The 14162-nt window shown below is 65.1% G+C and carries 12 protein-coding genes; 5 read left to right on the top strand and 7 right to left on the bottom strand.

Going from position 1 to position 14162, the window contains the following annotated elements; translation table 11 throughout:
* The first annotated feature begins 56 nt into the window (after positions 1-56).
* The 3 genes from RX329_RS29025 to RX329_RS29035 all read left to right on the top strand — a co-directional run bounded on the left by RX329_RS29025 (position 57) and on the right by RX329_RS29035 (position 4718).
* Entirely contained in the window at positions 57-1088 is a 1032-nt protein-coding gene (locus RX329_RS29025) for an ABC transporter substrate-binding protein (protein ID WP_247821443.1), read from the top strand.
* A complete protein-coding gene (locus tag RX329_RS29030) occupies positions 1085-3760 on the top strand; it encodes a hybrid sensor histidine kinase/response regulator (protein WP_247370818.1) in 2676 nt (891 codons plus the stop codon). The genes RX329_RS29025 and RX329_RS29030 overlap by 4 nt, the downstream gene beginning before the upstream one ends.
* Positions 3761-3836: 76 nt before the next feature.
* Entirely contained in the window at positions 3837-4718 is an 882-nt protein-coding gene (locus tag RX329_RS29035; RefSeq protein ID WP_247404404.1) for an alpha/beta fold hydrolase, read from the top strand.
* Positions 4719-4770: 52 nt separating this feature from the next.
* Here the strand turns inward: RX329_RS29035 and RX329_RS29040 are convergent, their stop codons facing one another.
* Positions 4771-5682 (bottom strand): LysR family transcriptional regulator, encoded by a 912-nt coding sequence (locus tag RX329_RS29040; protein WP_317244732.1) that lies wholly within the window; start codon positions 5680-5682, stop codon positions 4771-4773.
* A 130-nt stretch (positions 5683-5812) separates the two neighbouring features.
* Here RX329_RS29040 and RX329_RS29045 point away from each other — a divergent pair, with 130 nt between their 5' ends.
* Positions 5813-6751 carry a ring-cleaving dioxygenase gene (locus RX329_RS29045; RefSeq protein WP_018458646.1) on the top strand — a complete coding sequence of 313 codons (939 nt, stop codon included), beginning with the start codon at positions 5813-5815 and terminating at the stop codon, positions 6749-6751.
* Complete coding sequence (locus RX329_RS29050; protein WP_018458645.1) at positions 6748-7374, top strand: alpha/beta hydrolase; 627 nt, start codon at positions 6748-6750, stop codon at positions 7372-7374. The genes RX329_RS29045 and RX329_RS29050 overlap by 4 nt, the downstream gene beginning before the upstream one ends.
* Before the next feature lie 42 nt (positions 7375-7416).
* Here the strand turns inward: RX329_RS29050 and RX329_RS29055 are convergent, their stop codons facing one another.
* The 6 genes from RX329_RS29055 to RX329_RS29080 form a co-directional block, all read right to left on the bottom strand.
* Positions 7417-8391, bottom strand: coding sequence for a magnesium transporter CorA family protein (locus RX329_RS29055; RefSeq protein ID WP_204510757.1), 975 nt, complete (start codon positions 8389-8391; stop codon positions 7417-7419).
* A gap of 355 nt (positions 8392-8746) precedes the next feature.
* Positions 8747-10243, bottom strand: a complete 1497-nt coding sequence (locus RX329_RS29060) for an ABC transporter substrate-binding protein (protein ID WP_317244733.1) — start codon at positions 10241-10243, stop codon at positions 8747-8749.
* Between the two features lie 55 nt (positions 10244-10298).
* A complete protein-coding gene (locus tag RX329_RS29065) occupies positions 10299-11303 on the bottom strand; it encodes an ABC transporter ATP-binding protein (protein WP_018458642.1) in 1005 nt (334 codons plus the stop codon).
* The gene (locus tag RX329_RS29070; RefSeq protein ID WP_247393840.1) at positions 11300-12313 is read right to left on the bottom strand and encodes an ABC transporter ATP-binding protein; all 1014 of its coding nucleotides are present in this window, start codon (positions 12311-12313) and stop codon (positions 11300-11302) included. The genes RX329_RS29065 and RX329_RS29070 overlap by 4 nt, the downstream gene beginning before the upstream one ends.
* Before the next feature lie 2 nt (positions 12314-12315).
* A complete protein-coding gene (locus tag RX329_RS29075; protein ID WP_018458640.1) occupies positions 12316-13209 on the bottom strand; it encodes an ABC transporter permease in 894 nt (297 codons plus the stop codon).
* The gene (locus RX329_RS29080; RefSeq protein WP_026233628.1) at positions 13206-14156 is read right to left on the bottom strand and encodes an ABC transporter permease; all 951 of its coding nucleotides are present in this window, start codon (positions 14154-14156) and stop codon (positions 13206-13208) included. Before RX329_RS29080 ends, RX329_RS29075 begins: the two co-directional genes overlap by 4 nt.
* Positions 14157-14162 lie beyond the last annotated feature (6 nt).

Raw genomic sequence — 14162 nt, forward strand, 5'->3', positions numbered from 1 at the left:
TGCCGGCCGTTCGCGCTAAGCATGCGCCTGGGGCTAGCCACCATGCAAAGAATGTCATGACCGAACGGCCTTCCGCTCTCGCGGTCGATCGCCGCGGGTTCATTCGCCTTGCCAGCACGACCGCCGCGGGGTGGCTGGCGCTCGGCGCAACATCTGATCGCGTACGGGTCGTGGGATCGCTGACGGCATTGCCGCTCGACGACGAACTGACCAAAAGGAGCATGATCGATAGCCCGACCTCCCGCCTGGGTGGCCTCATCGTGGGCTTGAGGCAGCGAGGCTGGGTCGAAGGCGTCAATTTCCGCCTTGAGCTCCGTTCGACCTTCGGCGCGCCGGATAGAGTGAAAACCGCGGTTCAGGAATTGCTGGCGCTCAAGCCGGATGTGATCCTGACCGGCTCGACGATAGAAACCGCAGCAGTCCTGGAAGCCACCAAAACCATTCCGATCGTGTTCGCGACGGCCAACGATCCCGTCGGCAACGGCTTCGTCGAAAGCCTCGCCCATCCCGGCGGCAACGTGACCGGCTTCACCAACAGCAGCGCCGAGATGGGCGGCAAATGGCTTCAGCTCATCCGGGAGGCCGTGCCGGATCTTGCGCGCGTCGGTATCCTGTACAACCCGGCGACCACGCCTCGCGGCGGCCGTTTCTTCCTCGATTCCATCGAGCAAGAGGCAGCACTGGCCGGCGTGTCCGTGATCCCCGCCCCCGTCAGCGCGCCAACGGAGATCGACGAAGCCGTCAGGCCCTTTTCCGCTCCCCCCAAGGCGGCAATGATTGCGCTGGTCGACAGCTTCCTGGTGGTCCACCGGCAGGCGGCGGTGGCGGCGGCGGCCAAATATCGCGTCCCTGCGATTTACCCGTTCTATTATTTCATGGATGCGGGCGGGCTGATGAGCTACGGGCCGACGCTCGAAGTGCGCTCGGCCGACTATGTCGATCTCATCCTGCGCGGCACCAAGGCCGGCGATCTGCCGGTGCAATCGCCACGGAAATACGAACTCCTGATCAACCGCACGGTCGCCCGCACGCTGGATTTGACGATACCATTCACACTGCTCGCGCGCGCCGACGAGATCCGCGAGTGAACGAGACGATCGACCAGGGAGATTTGCGGCCACCTCCCGGCCGGCTGTTCCGCAAATACCTCTACTCGATCGTCGCGCTCGCTTTCGCCGCGCTCGCCATCAACACCGGCTTCGACGTCTGGTTCTCCTATCGCGAGCAGAAGCAACTCCTGGCGGCGACCCAGCGCGAGCAGGCAGCAAGCGCCGCCGTCCAGATCGGCCAGTTCATTGGCCAGATCGAAAACCAGATCAGATGGCTCTCGCGCCTGCCCCCGGAGCTGTCCACGAACGAGGACCAGCGCCTGAACGCCATCCGCCTCCTGCGCCTCTCGCCTGCGATTGCGGACATCGCCGAGCTCGACGCCCAAGGCCGCGAGCAGGTGCGCGTGTCGCGCCGTGTCGCGGACAGGATCGGCAGCAAGACCGACCTCTCCGCCTCGCAGGCCTTCCGCGGCGCCAACGAAAGCCGCGCATATTACGGGCCGGTCTACTTCCTCGGCGACACCGAGCCGTTCATGACACTCGCCACGCGCGGAACGGGCCTGGCGCCGGATGTGATTGTCGCCGAGGTCAATCTTCGCTTCATCTGGGACCTCGTCGCCGGAATCAGGGTCGGCAACACCGGCAAGGCCTATGTGGTCGATCGCATGGGTATCCTGATCGCGCATCCCGATTTGTGGCGGGCGCTGCGCCGCAGCGATCTCTCCGGCCATCCCGACGTCCGAGCCGCGCTCGATGGCATCGGGCCGCCCTCCGGCGGCCTGGTCAAGGAGGATCTGTCCGGTCAACGCGTGCTGTCGACCTATGCGACGGTCCCCTCGTTGGGCTGGCTGGTGTTCGTCGAGCTGCCGCTCACCGAGGCCTATGCGCCGATCTATGCGTCGATCGGGCGCTCGACTTTTCTCCTGGTCATCCTGCTGGCATGTGCGGTGCTGGTCTCTCTCTTTCTGAGCCGGCGCATGACCGTGCCGATCCAGATCCTGACGCAGGGCGCGCGGCGGATCGGCAGCGGCGACCTCAGCCTGCGGCTCGCGATCAAGACCGGCGACGAGCTGGAGGCGCTCGGCGATCAATTCAACCGGATGGCCGCTCACTTGCGCGAATCCTATGCGACGCTCGAGCGCAAGGTGATCGAGCGCACCTCCGAACTGGAAAAGACCCGCGACCAGGCCCTTGCCGAGCACGATGCCGCCGAGCGTGCGCGCAGCGCGGCGGTTGCGGCCAACGAGACCAAATCGCGCTTTCTCGCGGTCGTCAGCCACGAGCTGCGCACGCCGCTGAACGGCGTCATGGGCGTGCTGCAACTGCTCGACGACGGCAGTCTCGGCGAAGCGCAGCGGCGCCACCTCACGACCGCGGCCGCGTCGGGCGAAACGCTGATCGCGCTGGTCGACGGCATCCTCGAATATGCGCGCCTGGAGGCCAGCGCCGAGACTCTGGAGACCCGCGATTTCCGCCTCGACCAGCTCATCGAGACGGCCGCCGATCTGATGCGTCCGCAGGCCTCTGACAAGGGCCTGACTTTCGATCTCGCCTGCGATGCGACGGTCAATACCTCCGTGCACGGCGATCCGGTGCGGCTCAATCGCATCCTGCTCAATCTGATCGGCAACGCGATCAAGTTCACCCCGCGCGGCGGCATCGGCTTGAGCGCGGCCGCCGAGAGACATGACGATCATGTCCTGCTGCGCATCACCGTGCGCGATACCGGCATCGGCATCGCGCCCGACATGCACGAGCGGATTTTCGAGGATTTCGTCCAGGCTGACGACAGTATCGCGCGGCGGTTCGGCGGCACCGGCCTTGGACTGGCGATCGCGCGGCGCCTCACCCGCCTGATGCGCGGCGAGCTGACGGTGGCGAGCACGCCGGGTACGGGCAGCTCCTTCATGCTTGAGGTACCGCTTGGCCTCGCCACCACCGACATCGCGCAAGGCGCGGTTCAGCCGCCATCGCGGCAGCTCCGCGTGCTGCTGGTCGACGACGACCCCGTCAATTGCGAGGTCGGTGAAGCGATGTTGAAGAGGCTCGGCCACCACGCCACCATCGCCACGAACGGCGCGTCGGCCGTCGCGCTCCCCCGCGATCAGGCGTTCGACATCATCCTGATGGATCTGCACATGCCCGACATGGACGGCGTCGAGGCGGCATCGCGGATCCGCAAGCTCGGTCTGCCGACCATGCCGCGCATCATCGCGGTAACCGCGGACATGTCGGGCCGCGCCCGCGAGCGGCTCGCGGGGGCAGGCATTGCCAGGATCGTCAGCAAGCCGATCCTGATCAATGCGCTGCGCGAGGCGATCGAGGACGATGCCCAGAACCAGCCGGCCGCGCCGCAACTCGCCGCAGGCGCATTGATCGACCGGCATTTCCTTGATGACCAGAAGGAGCTGCTGGGCGCGGCGCAGATCGCAAAACTCCACGACCTGCTGGAACTGACGAGCGAAAAGCTGGTCGAGGAGATTGCCAAGGCTGCGGCGACTGACGATCCCGCGCAGCTCGCGCGCTGCGCGCACCAGCTCGGCAGCGGCGCGAGTGCGCTCGGCCTCGTCCGCCTTTTCGAATTCTGCCGTGAGGTCGAGCTGGCGGCAGTCACGATGTCCCGGCCCGAATGCGAGAGAGCCGCCCGCGAACTCGCCGCGCTTCGAGAGGCCTCGATGAGCGCGCTGGACGATCTGCTCCGGCCGGCCTAACAGCGTTCAGTCACTGGACTGAAATACAAGATGATCGGAGGCGCCGGTGCGCGCAAGATGTCTCGCCATTCTTCTCATGCTGCTCGCCCCTGCCGCGCGCGCCGAGGTCGAACAGTTTCCGTCCGGCTTCAAGACCAAAACCATCGCGGCCAACGGCACGCAGATTCATGTTCGCGTCGGCGGTCAGGGGCCTGTCGTAATCCTGATCCACGGTTTTGGTGATACCGGCGACATGTGGGTCAAGCTCGCCGCTGATATCGCGCGCGACCACACCGTTGTCGTGCCCGATCTTCGCGGTATGGGCCTCTCGAGCAAGCCCGACAATGGCTACGACAAATGGACCCAGGCTGCCGACATGCGGGCCGTTCTCGCAGCGCTCGGCATCGAAAAGGCCGTCGTCGTCGGCCACGACATCGGAACCATGGTGGCCTATGCCTACGCGGCCCGTTATCGCGACCTGGCCGAGAAGCTGATCGTGATGGATGCCCCGGTGCCTGGGGTGCCGCCATGGGACGAGGTGGTTCGCAGCCCGCAGCTTTGGCATTTTGATCTCGGAGGCCCGGACATGGAGCGGCTGGTCAAGGGCCGCGAGCGCATCTACCTCGACCGCTTCTGGAATGACTTCGCGGGGACGCCTTCCAGGATCGCGGACGCAACACGCCGTCATTACGCAGCGCTCTATGCGCGGCCGGGCGCCATGCGTGCTGCGTTCGCCCAGTTCAAGTCGATCCGAACCGACGCCGAGGACAACAAGAAGGCGATCGCGACCAAGTTGACCATTCCCGTGCTGGCTGTCGGGGGCGAAAAATCCTTCGGTGCGACAGAGGCCGTCGTGATGCGAAACGCCGCGACTGACGTCACCGAATTGGTCATTCCGGACGCCGGTCATTGGCTGATGGAAGAGCAACCGGCGGTGACCGTGAAGGCGATACGCCAATTCCTCGATACCAAAAAATAGAGCAGCGAGCCGCGCGGAGCCGACATATCTCGGCTCAGCCCTTCCGCGCGGGTCATTTTGATCGGGTTGACGCCTCGCCCTCCCGGCCAAAGCGCTCGACCAGGAAATCAATGAACAGCCGCACTTTCACCGACAGATGTCGGGTCGGCGGATACACCGCATAGAGCGCAAGCGGCGGCGCAGAATAATCGTCCAGCACCGTTCGCAGTTCGCCTGTCCTCAAGGCGTCGGCGGCGATGAACTCCGGGAGCAGCGCGAGCCCCCTGCCCTTGATCGCGACATCGCGCAGCACCTCGGCATTGTTGACGCAGAGCGACCAGGCCGGCTGGATCCAATGATCGCCGTCGGTGCCGGTGAGCTTCCACTGATTGCCAGTGAGCAGGAAGCCGTAGGTCAGCGAGACATGTTCGCGCAGATCCTGCGGATGTTTTGGGGTGCCGTGACGCGCCAGATAATCGGGCGAAGCGCAGATCATGCGCGCCACCGGGATGATCTTTCGCGCGATCAAACTCGACGATTCCAATTCCGCGATGCGCAAGGTCACGTCAAAACCGTCCTGCGCGGGATCGAGCAGGTCGTCGCTGAGCACGAGCTGGAGCTGCAGCTCCGGATATCGCGCCATGAAATCGGCAAGCACCGGCCCGAGCCGCAGGGTGCCGAACGACATCGGCGCGTTGACGCGCAACAGGCCGCGCGGCGCCGATTGCGCTTGCACCACGGCCTGGTCGGCCGCCTCGATCTCCGACAGGATCACGACCGCGCGCTCGAAATAGCGCTGGCCGTTCTCGGTCGGGCTCGCATGGCGCGTGGTCCGGTTCAGGAGCTGCACGCCGAGGCTTTCTTCGAGGTCGGCGATGTATTTGCTGATCGCCGAGCGTGACAGCCGCAACTGCCGGCCCGCCTCGGCAAAACTGCCGCTTTCGACCACCTTTACGAAGGCTCGCAGGCTGGCGACCTTATCCACGGGCTGGCGCCGGCGATTGTTTCCAAATCGTAGACATAGCGGTCATATTTGCATGGATTGTCTCCAATCCAAAGCGGAACGATATTTCGCTGCAGAGCAAGACCGCTCCCCGAGCTTTGGAGGACCGACAATGTCTGGACTGCACCATGTGACCGCGATCGCGGGCGACCCCATCAGGAATTTCGGCTTTTACACCCGTGATCTCGGTCTGCGCTTCGTCAAGAAGACGGTCAATTTCGACGATCCCGGCACCTATCACTTCTATTATGGCGACGAGACCGGCCGCCCCGGCACCATCCTGACGTTCTTTCCTTGGGCCGGCGTGCCGGCCGGGCGCCGCGGCGTCGGTGAGACGCACCAGACCGCCTTCCGCGTGCCGCAAAGCTCGCTCGGCTATTGGACGCAACGCTTCGTCGAGAAGGGCATCGCTTATGAGGCGCTGGAGAAGCGTTTTGGCGAGTCCGTGCTGCCGTTCACAGACCCTGATGGCATGGCGCTCGCGCTCGTCGGTATCCCCGGCGCCGAGAGCGAGCCCGGCTGGAGCAATGGCGAGGTGCCGGCCGAGCATGCGATCCGCGGCTTCCATGGCGTGACCTTGCTGCTCGACAGCGCGGCAAAAACGGCTGCCGTCCTCACCGACGTGTTCGGCTTCAAGGAGACGGCGCGCGAAGGCTCGGTGATCCGCTTCAAGGCACCGGGCGATGCCGAAGGCAGCGTCGTCGACATCTACGAAGCCAAGGGCTTCCTGCGCGGACACCAAGGTGGCGGCTCCGTGCATCACATCGCCTTCCGCGCGGCCGATGACGCCGAGCAGGGCAAGATGGCGCAAAGGCTCGTGAGCAATCACGGCCTGCACCCGACCGAACAGCGCGACCGCAACTACTTCCGCTCGATCTACTTCCGCGAGCCCGGCGGCGTGCTGTTCGAGATCGCGACCGACATCCCAGGCTTCGCCGTCGACGAGCCCGTGGCAACGCTGGGACACGACCTGAAGCTGCCGAGCTTCCTCGAAGCACAGCGCAAGCAGATCGAGGGCGTGTTGCCGAACCTGGAAGAGAGGGTGTCGTGACCGAGAGTTCATTCATCCATCGTTTCGAGCCCGCGCGTGACGCGGGCTCTCCTCCTCTCCTGCTGCTGCACGGCACCGGCGGCGACGAGAACGACCTGCTCGGGCTCGGCAAGATGATCTCGCCCGGCTCGGCCCTGCTATCGCCGCGCGGCCGCGTGCTCGAACACGGCATGCCGCGCTTCTTCCGCCGCCTCACTGAGGGCGTGTTCGACGAGGACGACGTGCGCCGCCGCGCCCTTGAGCTCGGCGACTTCGTTGCGGAAGCGCGGCAGCGATATGGCCTCGCCGCGCCGGTCGCGGTCGGCTTCTCCAACGGCGCCAACATCGCAGCCGCGCTGTTGTTGCTGAAGCCGGACGCGCTTGCTGGTGCGATCCTGCTCCGCGCCATGGTGCCGCTGTCGGATCCGCCCAAGGTCAACCTCGCAGGCAAGCCGATCCTGCTGTTGTCCGGGCAGGCTGATCCGATCGTGCCGGCGAGCAATTCGGCCCGGCTCGCATCACTGCTTTCCGAAGCGGGCGCGCAGGTCGGTCACAAGGTCCTGCCGGCGGGCCATCAATTATCGCAGGCCGATTTGACGCTTGCCCGCGACTGGATCGGCAAATTCGCCGCCGAAGTCGCCTGACACAAGAAGCGGCGCATCGATTTCGAACGGTGCGCCGCGGCTTCATTCGAACCAGCCGCGCCGCTTGAACCAGATCAGCGGCAGCACGCCGCTGGCAATGATGGCGAGCCACGCCAGCGGATAGCCGAAGGTCCAGTCCAGCTCCGGCATGTGCTTGAAGTTCATGCCCCAGATGCCGACCAGAATCGTGGGCGGCACGCCGACGACCGAGACGATCGTCAAGATCTTGAACAGCTCGTTCTGCTGGATGTTGATGAAGCCGAGCACGGCATCGAGCAGAAGCTGGATCTTGTCCGACAATCGCGTCTCGTAATCGCCGAGCGAAGCGACATCCTTGGAGACGGCTTCGAGCCGCTTCTTCGACGCGGCGGTGATCCATTCACCCCCGACATCGCCGGCGAATGAAGCGATGCGGCCAACGCCAAGCAGGACATCGCGCGCCTTGGCCAGCCGATCCGCCAACTCGCCGATGTTTTCCAGCGCCTCGCGCATCCGCCGGCTGGAGCGGACCGGCCGCTTGCTGCGAACGAGCCCGCCCTTGAAGACGTCCCGCGAGAGCCTGTCGACCTTCGCGCCGAGATGCTCAAGGACATCGGCGCCGCGGTCGACCATGGCCTCGATCAGGCTGGTGAACACGCACATGCCGTTCTCCAGGCTGTCATCGGAACCGATGCGCTTGCCGATGTCCTCGAAGATCGGCAGCTGCGCGAAACGCACCGTCACCAGCACGTGCGGTCCGATGACGAATCCCACCGGCGTGATCTCGGCCTCGTTGTTCTCGTTGAGCCGGACCGCCGGCGAGCTGAGATAGAGCGTGCCGTTGTCGAGGATCAGGCGGCTCGACGCTTCGATCTCGCTGAGCGAATCCTCGGACGGAACGCGTATCCCGAGCAATCGTTCGACGAACTGCTTTTCCTCCGCGGTTGCGTCCAATAGATCAGCCCAGATGATCTCGGAGGGCATCTCCGCGCCGATCTTCTGCCAGTCGTCGGATGGCCACCTGTATAGTTTGAGCAAGAACCGAACTCCGCATACCCTCGCGCCGGATCGCACGGCCTGCGGCCATCCTGCGCCGAGCTAACGCATGAGGGTTCCGAACGTTCAAAGTCGGGGGAGCAATCGAGCGACCCAATCAAACCAAGCGGGCGCGGCCTTCTTCGATGATGCCATCATGCCAGTGTTTTGCCCGACGCGTCAACGGCATCGCGCGACGCGCAACTCATCAATCGCGTCGCGCGCAAGTCATTGAAATCACTACCCTCGGCTACTGTGCATGGGGTTGTTCTTCAGGTTTTTTGTTTGGACCGGTCTCGTGACGATCTCTTCCGTTGGGAGAGATCGTCACCGACATCGCGCAATCGACATGCGCGCCCTACTCCCACGCCCATGTCGAGAAATCGTTCTCGTATTGGGGTACGTCCTTCCAGACGCCCTTCAGCTTCTTGTTGGTGATGGTGATCAGCTGCGGCTGGTACAAATAGCCCGAGACTGCATCGGTGGCCAGCATGCGCTGGGCGTCGCCGAGAAGCTTGGCACGGGCGGCTTCATCCGGCGTCGACACGATCTGCTTGTAGAGCGCGTTGAAGGCGTCGTTGTTGTAGCCGAGATAGTAGTCCGGCTCGGTGATCTTGACGAGATCGAACGGCTCGACATGGCTGACGATGGTGAGGTCGAAATTATGCGGACCATTGCCGGCGAACACCTGCGACAGCCATTGCGCCCATTCGACGTTCTCGATCTTGGCGATGATGCCGACCTTGGCAAGCTGGGCCGCGAGGACCTCGCCGCCCTGGCGCGCATAGGACGGCGGCGGCAGCTTCAACGACAGCTCGAGCGGGGTGGTAACGCCGGCTTCGGCTAGCAGCTTCTTGGCCTTCTCGGGATCGTAGGGGTTGATGCCTGTCGTGTCGACATAGCCGAGCGCGCCCGGCACGTAGAAGCTTCCGATCGGCGTGCCGAAACCGTCGACCGCACCGTCGATCATCGCCTTGCGATCGATCGCGGCGAGGATGGCACGGCGCACGCGAACATCGTCGAGCGGCTTTTTGCGATGGTTGATACCGACGATGGTCTTGGCCCTGGAGCCGCCGACCATAACGTTGAAGCGCGGATCCGCCTTGAACTGCGCGATGGTGCGCTGGGCCGACACCCGGGGAAACGCGTCGACGTCGCCCGACAGCAGCGCCGCCGTCTGTGCGGACGGATCGGAGATGAAGCGGATCGTCACCTTCGCGAGCTTGATCGCGGCGGCGTTGCGATAGTCAGCCCATTTGGTCAGGGTCATCGAGGAGCCCTTGGCCCAGGCGCCCAGCTGATAGGGCCCGGTCCCGACCGGCTGCGTGATATTGGTGGCAGCGCTCTTCGGCTCGACGATCGAGCCGCTCGCCTGCCCCAGCAGGAACGGCAGGTTCGGCTCGGAATTTTTCAGGCTGATCACGACCGTGTCGGCGTCGGGCGCATCGACCTTCTCGAAGCTCTGGAACAGGCTCTTGTCCTTGTTGGTGCTGGTGGGGACCGCGTTGCGCTCGAACGAGAACTTCACGGCTGCGGAGTCAAACGGCTCGCCGTTGTGGAACTTGACGCCCTTGCGCAGCTTGAACGTATAGGTCTTCAGATCGGGCGATGCAGTCCAGCTCTCCGCCAGCAGGGGCGAGGTGGTGCCGTCCTCGTTGATCTTGGTCAGGGTCTCATAGATGTTGTAGAGCGTGATCTCGGCGATCGCGGCGGCGGCGGCGTTGGTGGGATCGAGCCCCGGCGGTTCCAGCGCCATCGCCATGACGACGCTGTCCTTCTTGCTCTGAGCCAGCACCGGCAACGGAGCAGCGGCAAGTGCGGCGGCGAATGCGACGATCGATAGTTTCCTGAACATGCGTAACTCCCCGGCCTTGTCTTGTCTCAAGCCTACGCCAATCCTGCCGCGGATGCTAACCTTCCACGGGCAATTGCGGCAACGCCATCACGGCTTCCGCCTTGTGGCAAGCGGCCAGATGCGTCTCGCCCACCTTGCGTAGCTCAGGCAGAACCTCGCGGCAATGCTGGTCGGCTAGCGCGCACCGCGAGACATAGGGGCAGCCGGTCGCGGCCGCCGATTGCGAGGCGATCGCCTGGGCTCCGCGCCGCCGCCGGCCTCCGCCGGCGCGCACCCGCGGCACGGCCTCCAGCAGCGCTCGCGTATAGGGATGGGCGCAACGCTCGAACAAATCCTCAGGCCTGCCCTGTTCGACGATCCGGCCCAGATACATCACCGCGACCTCGTCGCAGAGATAGTCGACGACGGCCAGGTCGTGGCTGATCAGGACGTAACTGAGGCCGAACTGCTCCTGGAGGTCCTGCATCAGGTTCAAGACTTGCGCCTGCACGGAAACGTCGAGCGCGGAGACCGGCTCGTCGGCGACGATCAGCTTCGGCTGGGTGATCAGCGCGCGCGCAATGGCGATGCGCTGGCGCTGGCCGCCGGAGAACTCGTGTGGATATTTCTCCATGTCGGCATCGCGCAGACCCACCTGCCGTAGCACTGCGGAGACGCGGGCACGTAGCGTCGTGCGATCAATCCCCTCCAGCACGGTGAGCGGTTCGGCGACGATGCGCGCGATGGTCTGGCGCGGGTCGAGCGATCCGTAGGGATCCTGGAACACCATCTGGAAATCGCGGCGGGCGCGGCGCAACTCGTCGGCGGAGATGCGGTTGAGGTCGCGGCCGAGCAGCGCGACCTGCCCCGATGTCGGCCGCTCCAGCGCCATCACCACCCGCGCGAATGTCGACTTCCCGGAGCCGGATTCGCCGACGATGCCGAGGCTCTTGCCGGCGTCGACCCGCACGCTGACACCGTTGAGCGCGCGCACCTGCCCGGGCGGGCGGAACACGCTTTCGCGCGGCAACGTGTAGCGCTGCTCGAGATCCTTCACGTCGAGAAGAGGCGCCGTGCTCATACGGTCAGCGCTCCGACGCGTTCGGCCATCGACACGTCCGTCCGGATGCAGCGCACGAAATGGCCCGGTCCGACGTCCACCATTGCTGGAAGCGCAGCCCGGCACTGCTCGATCACGAGCGGACACCGATCGGCGAAGGTGCAACCGGAAGGCAGATCGGCGAGCTCCGGCACCGTGCCCGATATCGTCGTCAGCCGCGTCCCCTTGCGTGCGCCGAGTTTCGGTCGGGCGCGGAACAGGCCCTGCGTGTAGGGATGGCCCATCCGGCGGAACACCTCGTCGGTCGGTCCGCTCTCGATGATCGTGCCGCCGTACATCACCATCATGCGCTGCACGTTCTCGGCGATGACGCCGAGATCGTGCGAGATCAGGATCATCGACATGCCGCGCTCCTCGATGAGATCGGCGATGAGGTCGAGGATCTGGCCCTGGATGGTGACGTCGAGCGCCGTGGTCGGCTCGTCCGCGATCAGAAGGTCGGGCTCGCAGGCGAGCGCCATCGCGATCGTGACGCGCTGACGCTGGCCGCCGGAAAACTGGTGCGGATAAGCGTCGACGCGCCTGGCCGGATCAGGCAACCCGACGCGGTCGAGCAAGGCGATCGCCTCTCGCCGCGCCTGCGATGCCGAAAATTTCCTGTGACGCCGCAGCGGCTCGGCGACCTGGTTGCCGATCGTGTGCATCGGATTGAGCGCGGTCATCGGCTCCTGGAAGATCATGCTGATGCGATTGCCGCGCAGCCGACAATATTCCGCGTCCGACAAACCAGCGAGTTCGCCGCCATCCAGCTTGATGCTGCCGGTGACGGACGCGCTATCCGGCAGCAGCCCCATCAGCGACAACGCGGTGACCGACTTGCCGCAGCCGGATTCGCCGACGAGCCCGAGCGTCTCGCCGCGCTTCAGCGCAAAGCTGACGCCGCGCACGGCCTGCGCCGGCCCGCGGCTGGTGTTGAGGCGCACGCCGAGATTGACAACCTCGATCAACGGCATGGACGAGCGCTCGCTCATCATCATCGCTCCCGCGCCAGTCGAGGGTCGAGCAGATCGCGCAGTCCGTCGCCGAGCAGATTGAGGCCGAGCACCGCGATTGCAATCGCAGCACCCGGGTAGACGGCGAGCATCGGCGACTGGAACAGCAGCGACTGCGCGTCGTTCAGCATCCGTCCCCAGGACGGCTGCGGCGGCTGCGTGCCGAGACCGAGATACGACAAGGCGGCTTCGGCAAGGATCGCGAGCGCAAACTGGATCGTCGCCTGTACGATCAGAATCGACATGATGTTGGGCAGCACGTGCTCGATGGTGATGCGAAAGCGCCCTTTCCCCGCGGCGCGCGCGGCCAGCACGAATTCGCGCGCCCAGATCGCGTTGGCCGAGCCGCGCGTCAGCCGGATCAGTGTCGGGATCTGGAAGATGCCGATGGCGACGATCGAGGTCACCATGCCGGGCCCCACGACCGCGGCGAGCATGATCGCCGAGAGCACGGCCGGAAAGGCGAAGGTGAAATCGGAGAAGCGCATGATGATCTCTTCGGTCCAGCCGCGCCTAGCCGACGCGATGAGGCCGAGACAGACGCCGAAGGTGAGGCCGATGCTGACCGCGATGATGCCGACCATGATGGTGGAGCGGGCGCCGGCGAGCAGCAGCGAAACGATGTCGCGGCCGAAGACGTCGGTGCCGAGCCAGTGCGCGGCCGAGGGCGGCCGGAGCTTTGACGCGATGTCGATCTCATAGGGCGACCAGGGCGTCCACACCAGCGACAGCAGCGCCGAGGCGAGAACCAGCAGGCTCAGCGCGCCGCCGAGCACGAAGCTGCGATGACGCAGCGCGCGGCGCCAGAAGGTCCGGGCCGGCAGAGGGCGCGCTACGGCCGGCGCGTCGACGAGGGTGGTCAACGGCGCGCTCACAGATCATGGACCTTGATGCGGGGATCGACGAAGGCATAGAGCACGTCGACCACGAAATTGACGATGACCACCATGGTCGCGAGCAGCATCACGCAGTTGCGCACCACGATGAGGTCGCGGTTGGCGATCGACTGAAAGATCAGGCGGCCGAGCCCCGGCAGATAGAACACGTTCTCGATCACGATGGTGCCGGCGAGCAGATTGGCGAATTGCAGGCCCATGACCGTCATCACAGGGATCATGGCGTTGCGCAGCACATGACTCCACAGTACCTCGCGCTTGCCGAGGCCCTTCGCGCGCGCCGTGCGGACGAAGTCTTCGCGCAGCACTTCCAGCACAGCCGAGCGCGTGACGCGTGCGAGGATCGCGGCCTGCACGACCGCAAGCGACACCGCCGGCAGCAGCAGCGACTTGATGCCGAGCCAGACGCCGTCCTCCCAACCGGGAAAGCCGCCCGCGGAGAGCCATTGCAGCCGTACCGAGAACAGTAGCACCAGCAGGATTGCGAACCAGAAATTCGGCAGCGCGATGCCGATCTGCGTCAGCGACATCACGCCGACGTCGCCGAGCTTGTTGTGGTTGGCGGCGGTGTAGATGCCGGCCGAGAGCGCCAGCGTCACCGTGATCAGCATGGACATCATCGCGAGCGGGATGGTCAACACCAGCCGCTCCACGATCAGGCTGGCGACCGGTGTGCCGTAGACATAGGAGTTGCCGAGATCGCCGACGAGCAGCCCTTTGATCCAATGCAGATAGCGAACCGCCAGCGGCTGGTCGAGCCCGAGCTTGACGGTGAGCGCGCGGACCGCATCTGGCGAGGCGTCGGCGCCCATCAGCATCTGCGCGGCGTTGCCCGGAAGCGCATCCAGCACCAGGAAAATGATCACGGACGCGCCGACCAGCGTCGCCAGCAGGGTCAGCACACGTCGGAGGACAAATACGCTCATGCGCGC

This window comes from Bradyrhizobium sp. BWC-3-1, assembly GCF_032917965.1.
Classification (GTDB): domain Bacteria; phylum Pseudomonadota; class Alphaproteobacteria; order Rhizobiales; family Xanthobacteraceae; genus Bradyrhizobium; species Bradyrhizobium canariense_D.

What these genes read in the sequence shown, in the direction of transcription:
- RX329_RS29070 (WP_247393840.1), bottom strand. Translation starts at nt 12,313, where the DNA reads ATGAGCGAGCGCTCGTCCATGCCGTTGATCGAGGTTGTCAATCTCGGC.
- RX329_RS29045 (WP_018458646.1), top strand. Translation starts at nt 5,813, where the DNA reads ATGTCTGGACTGCACCATGTGACCGCGATCGCGGGCGACCCCATCAGG.
- RX329_RS29080 (WP_026233628.1), bottom strand. Translation starts at nt 14,156, where the DNA reads ATGAGCGTATTTGTCCTCCGACGTGTGCTGACCCTGCTGGCGACGCTG.
- RX329_RS29025 (WP_247821443.1), top strand. Translation starts at nt 57, where the DNA reads ATGACCGAACGGCCTTCCGCTCTCGCGGTCGATCGCCGCGGGTTCATT.
- RX329_RS29035 (WP_247404404.1), top strand. Translation starts at nt 3,837, where the DNA reads ATGCTGCTCGCCCCTGCCGCGCGCGCCGAGGTCGAACAGTTTCCGTCC.
- RX329_RS29060 (WP_317244733.1), bottom strand. Translation starts at nt 10,243, where the DNA reads ATGTTCAGGAAACTATCGATCGTCGCATTCGCCGCCGCACTTGCCGCT.
- RX329_RS29065 (WP_018458642.1), bottom strand. Translation starts at nt 11,303, where the DNA reads ATGAGCACGGCGCCTCTTCTCGACGTGAAGGATCTCGAGCAGCGCTAC.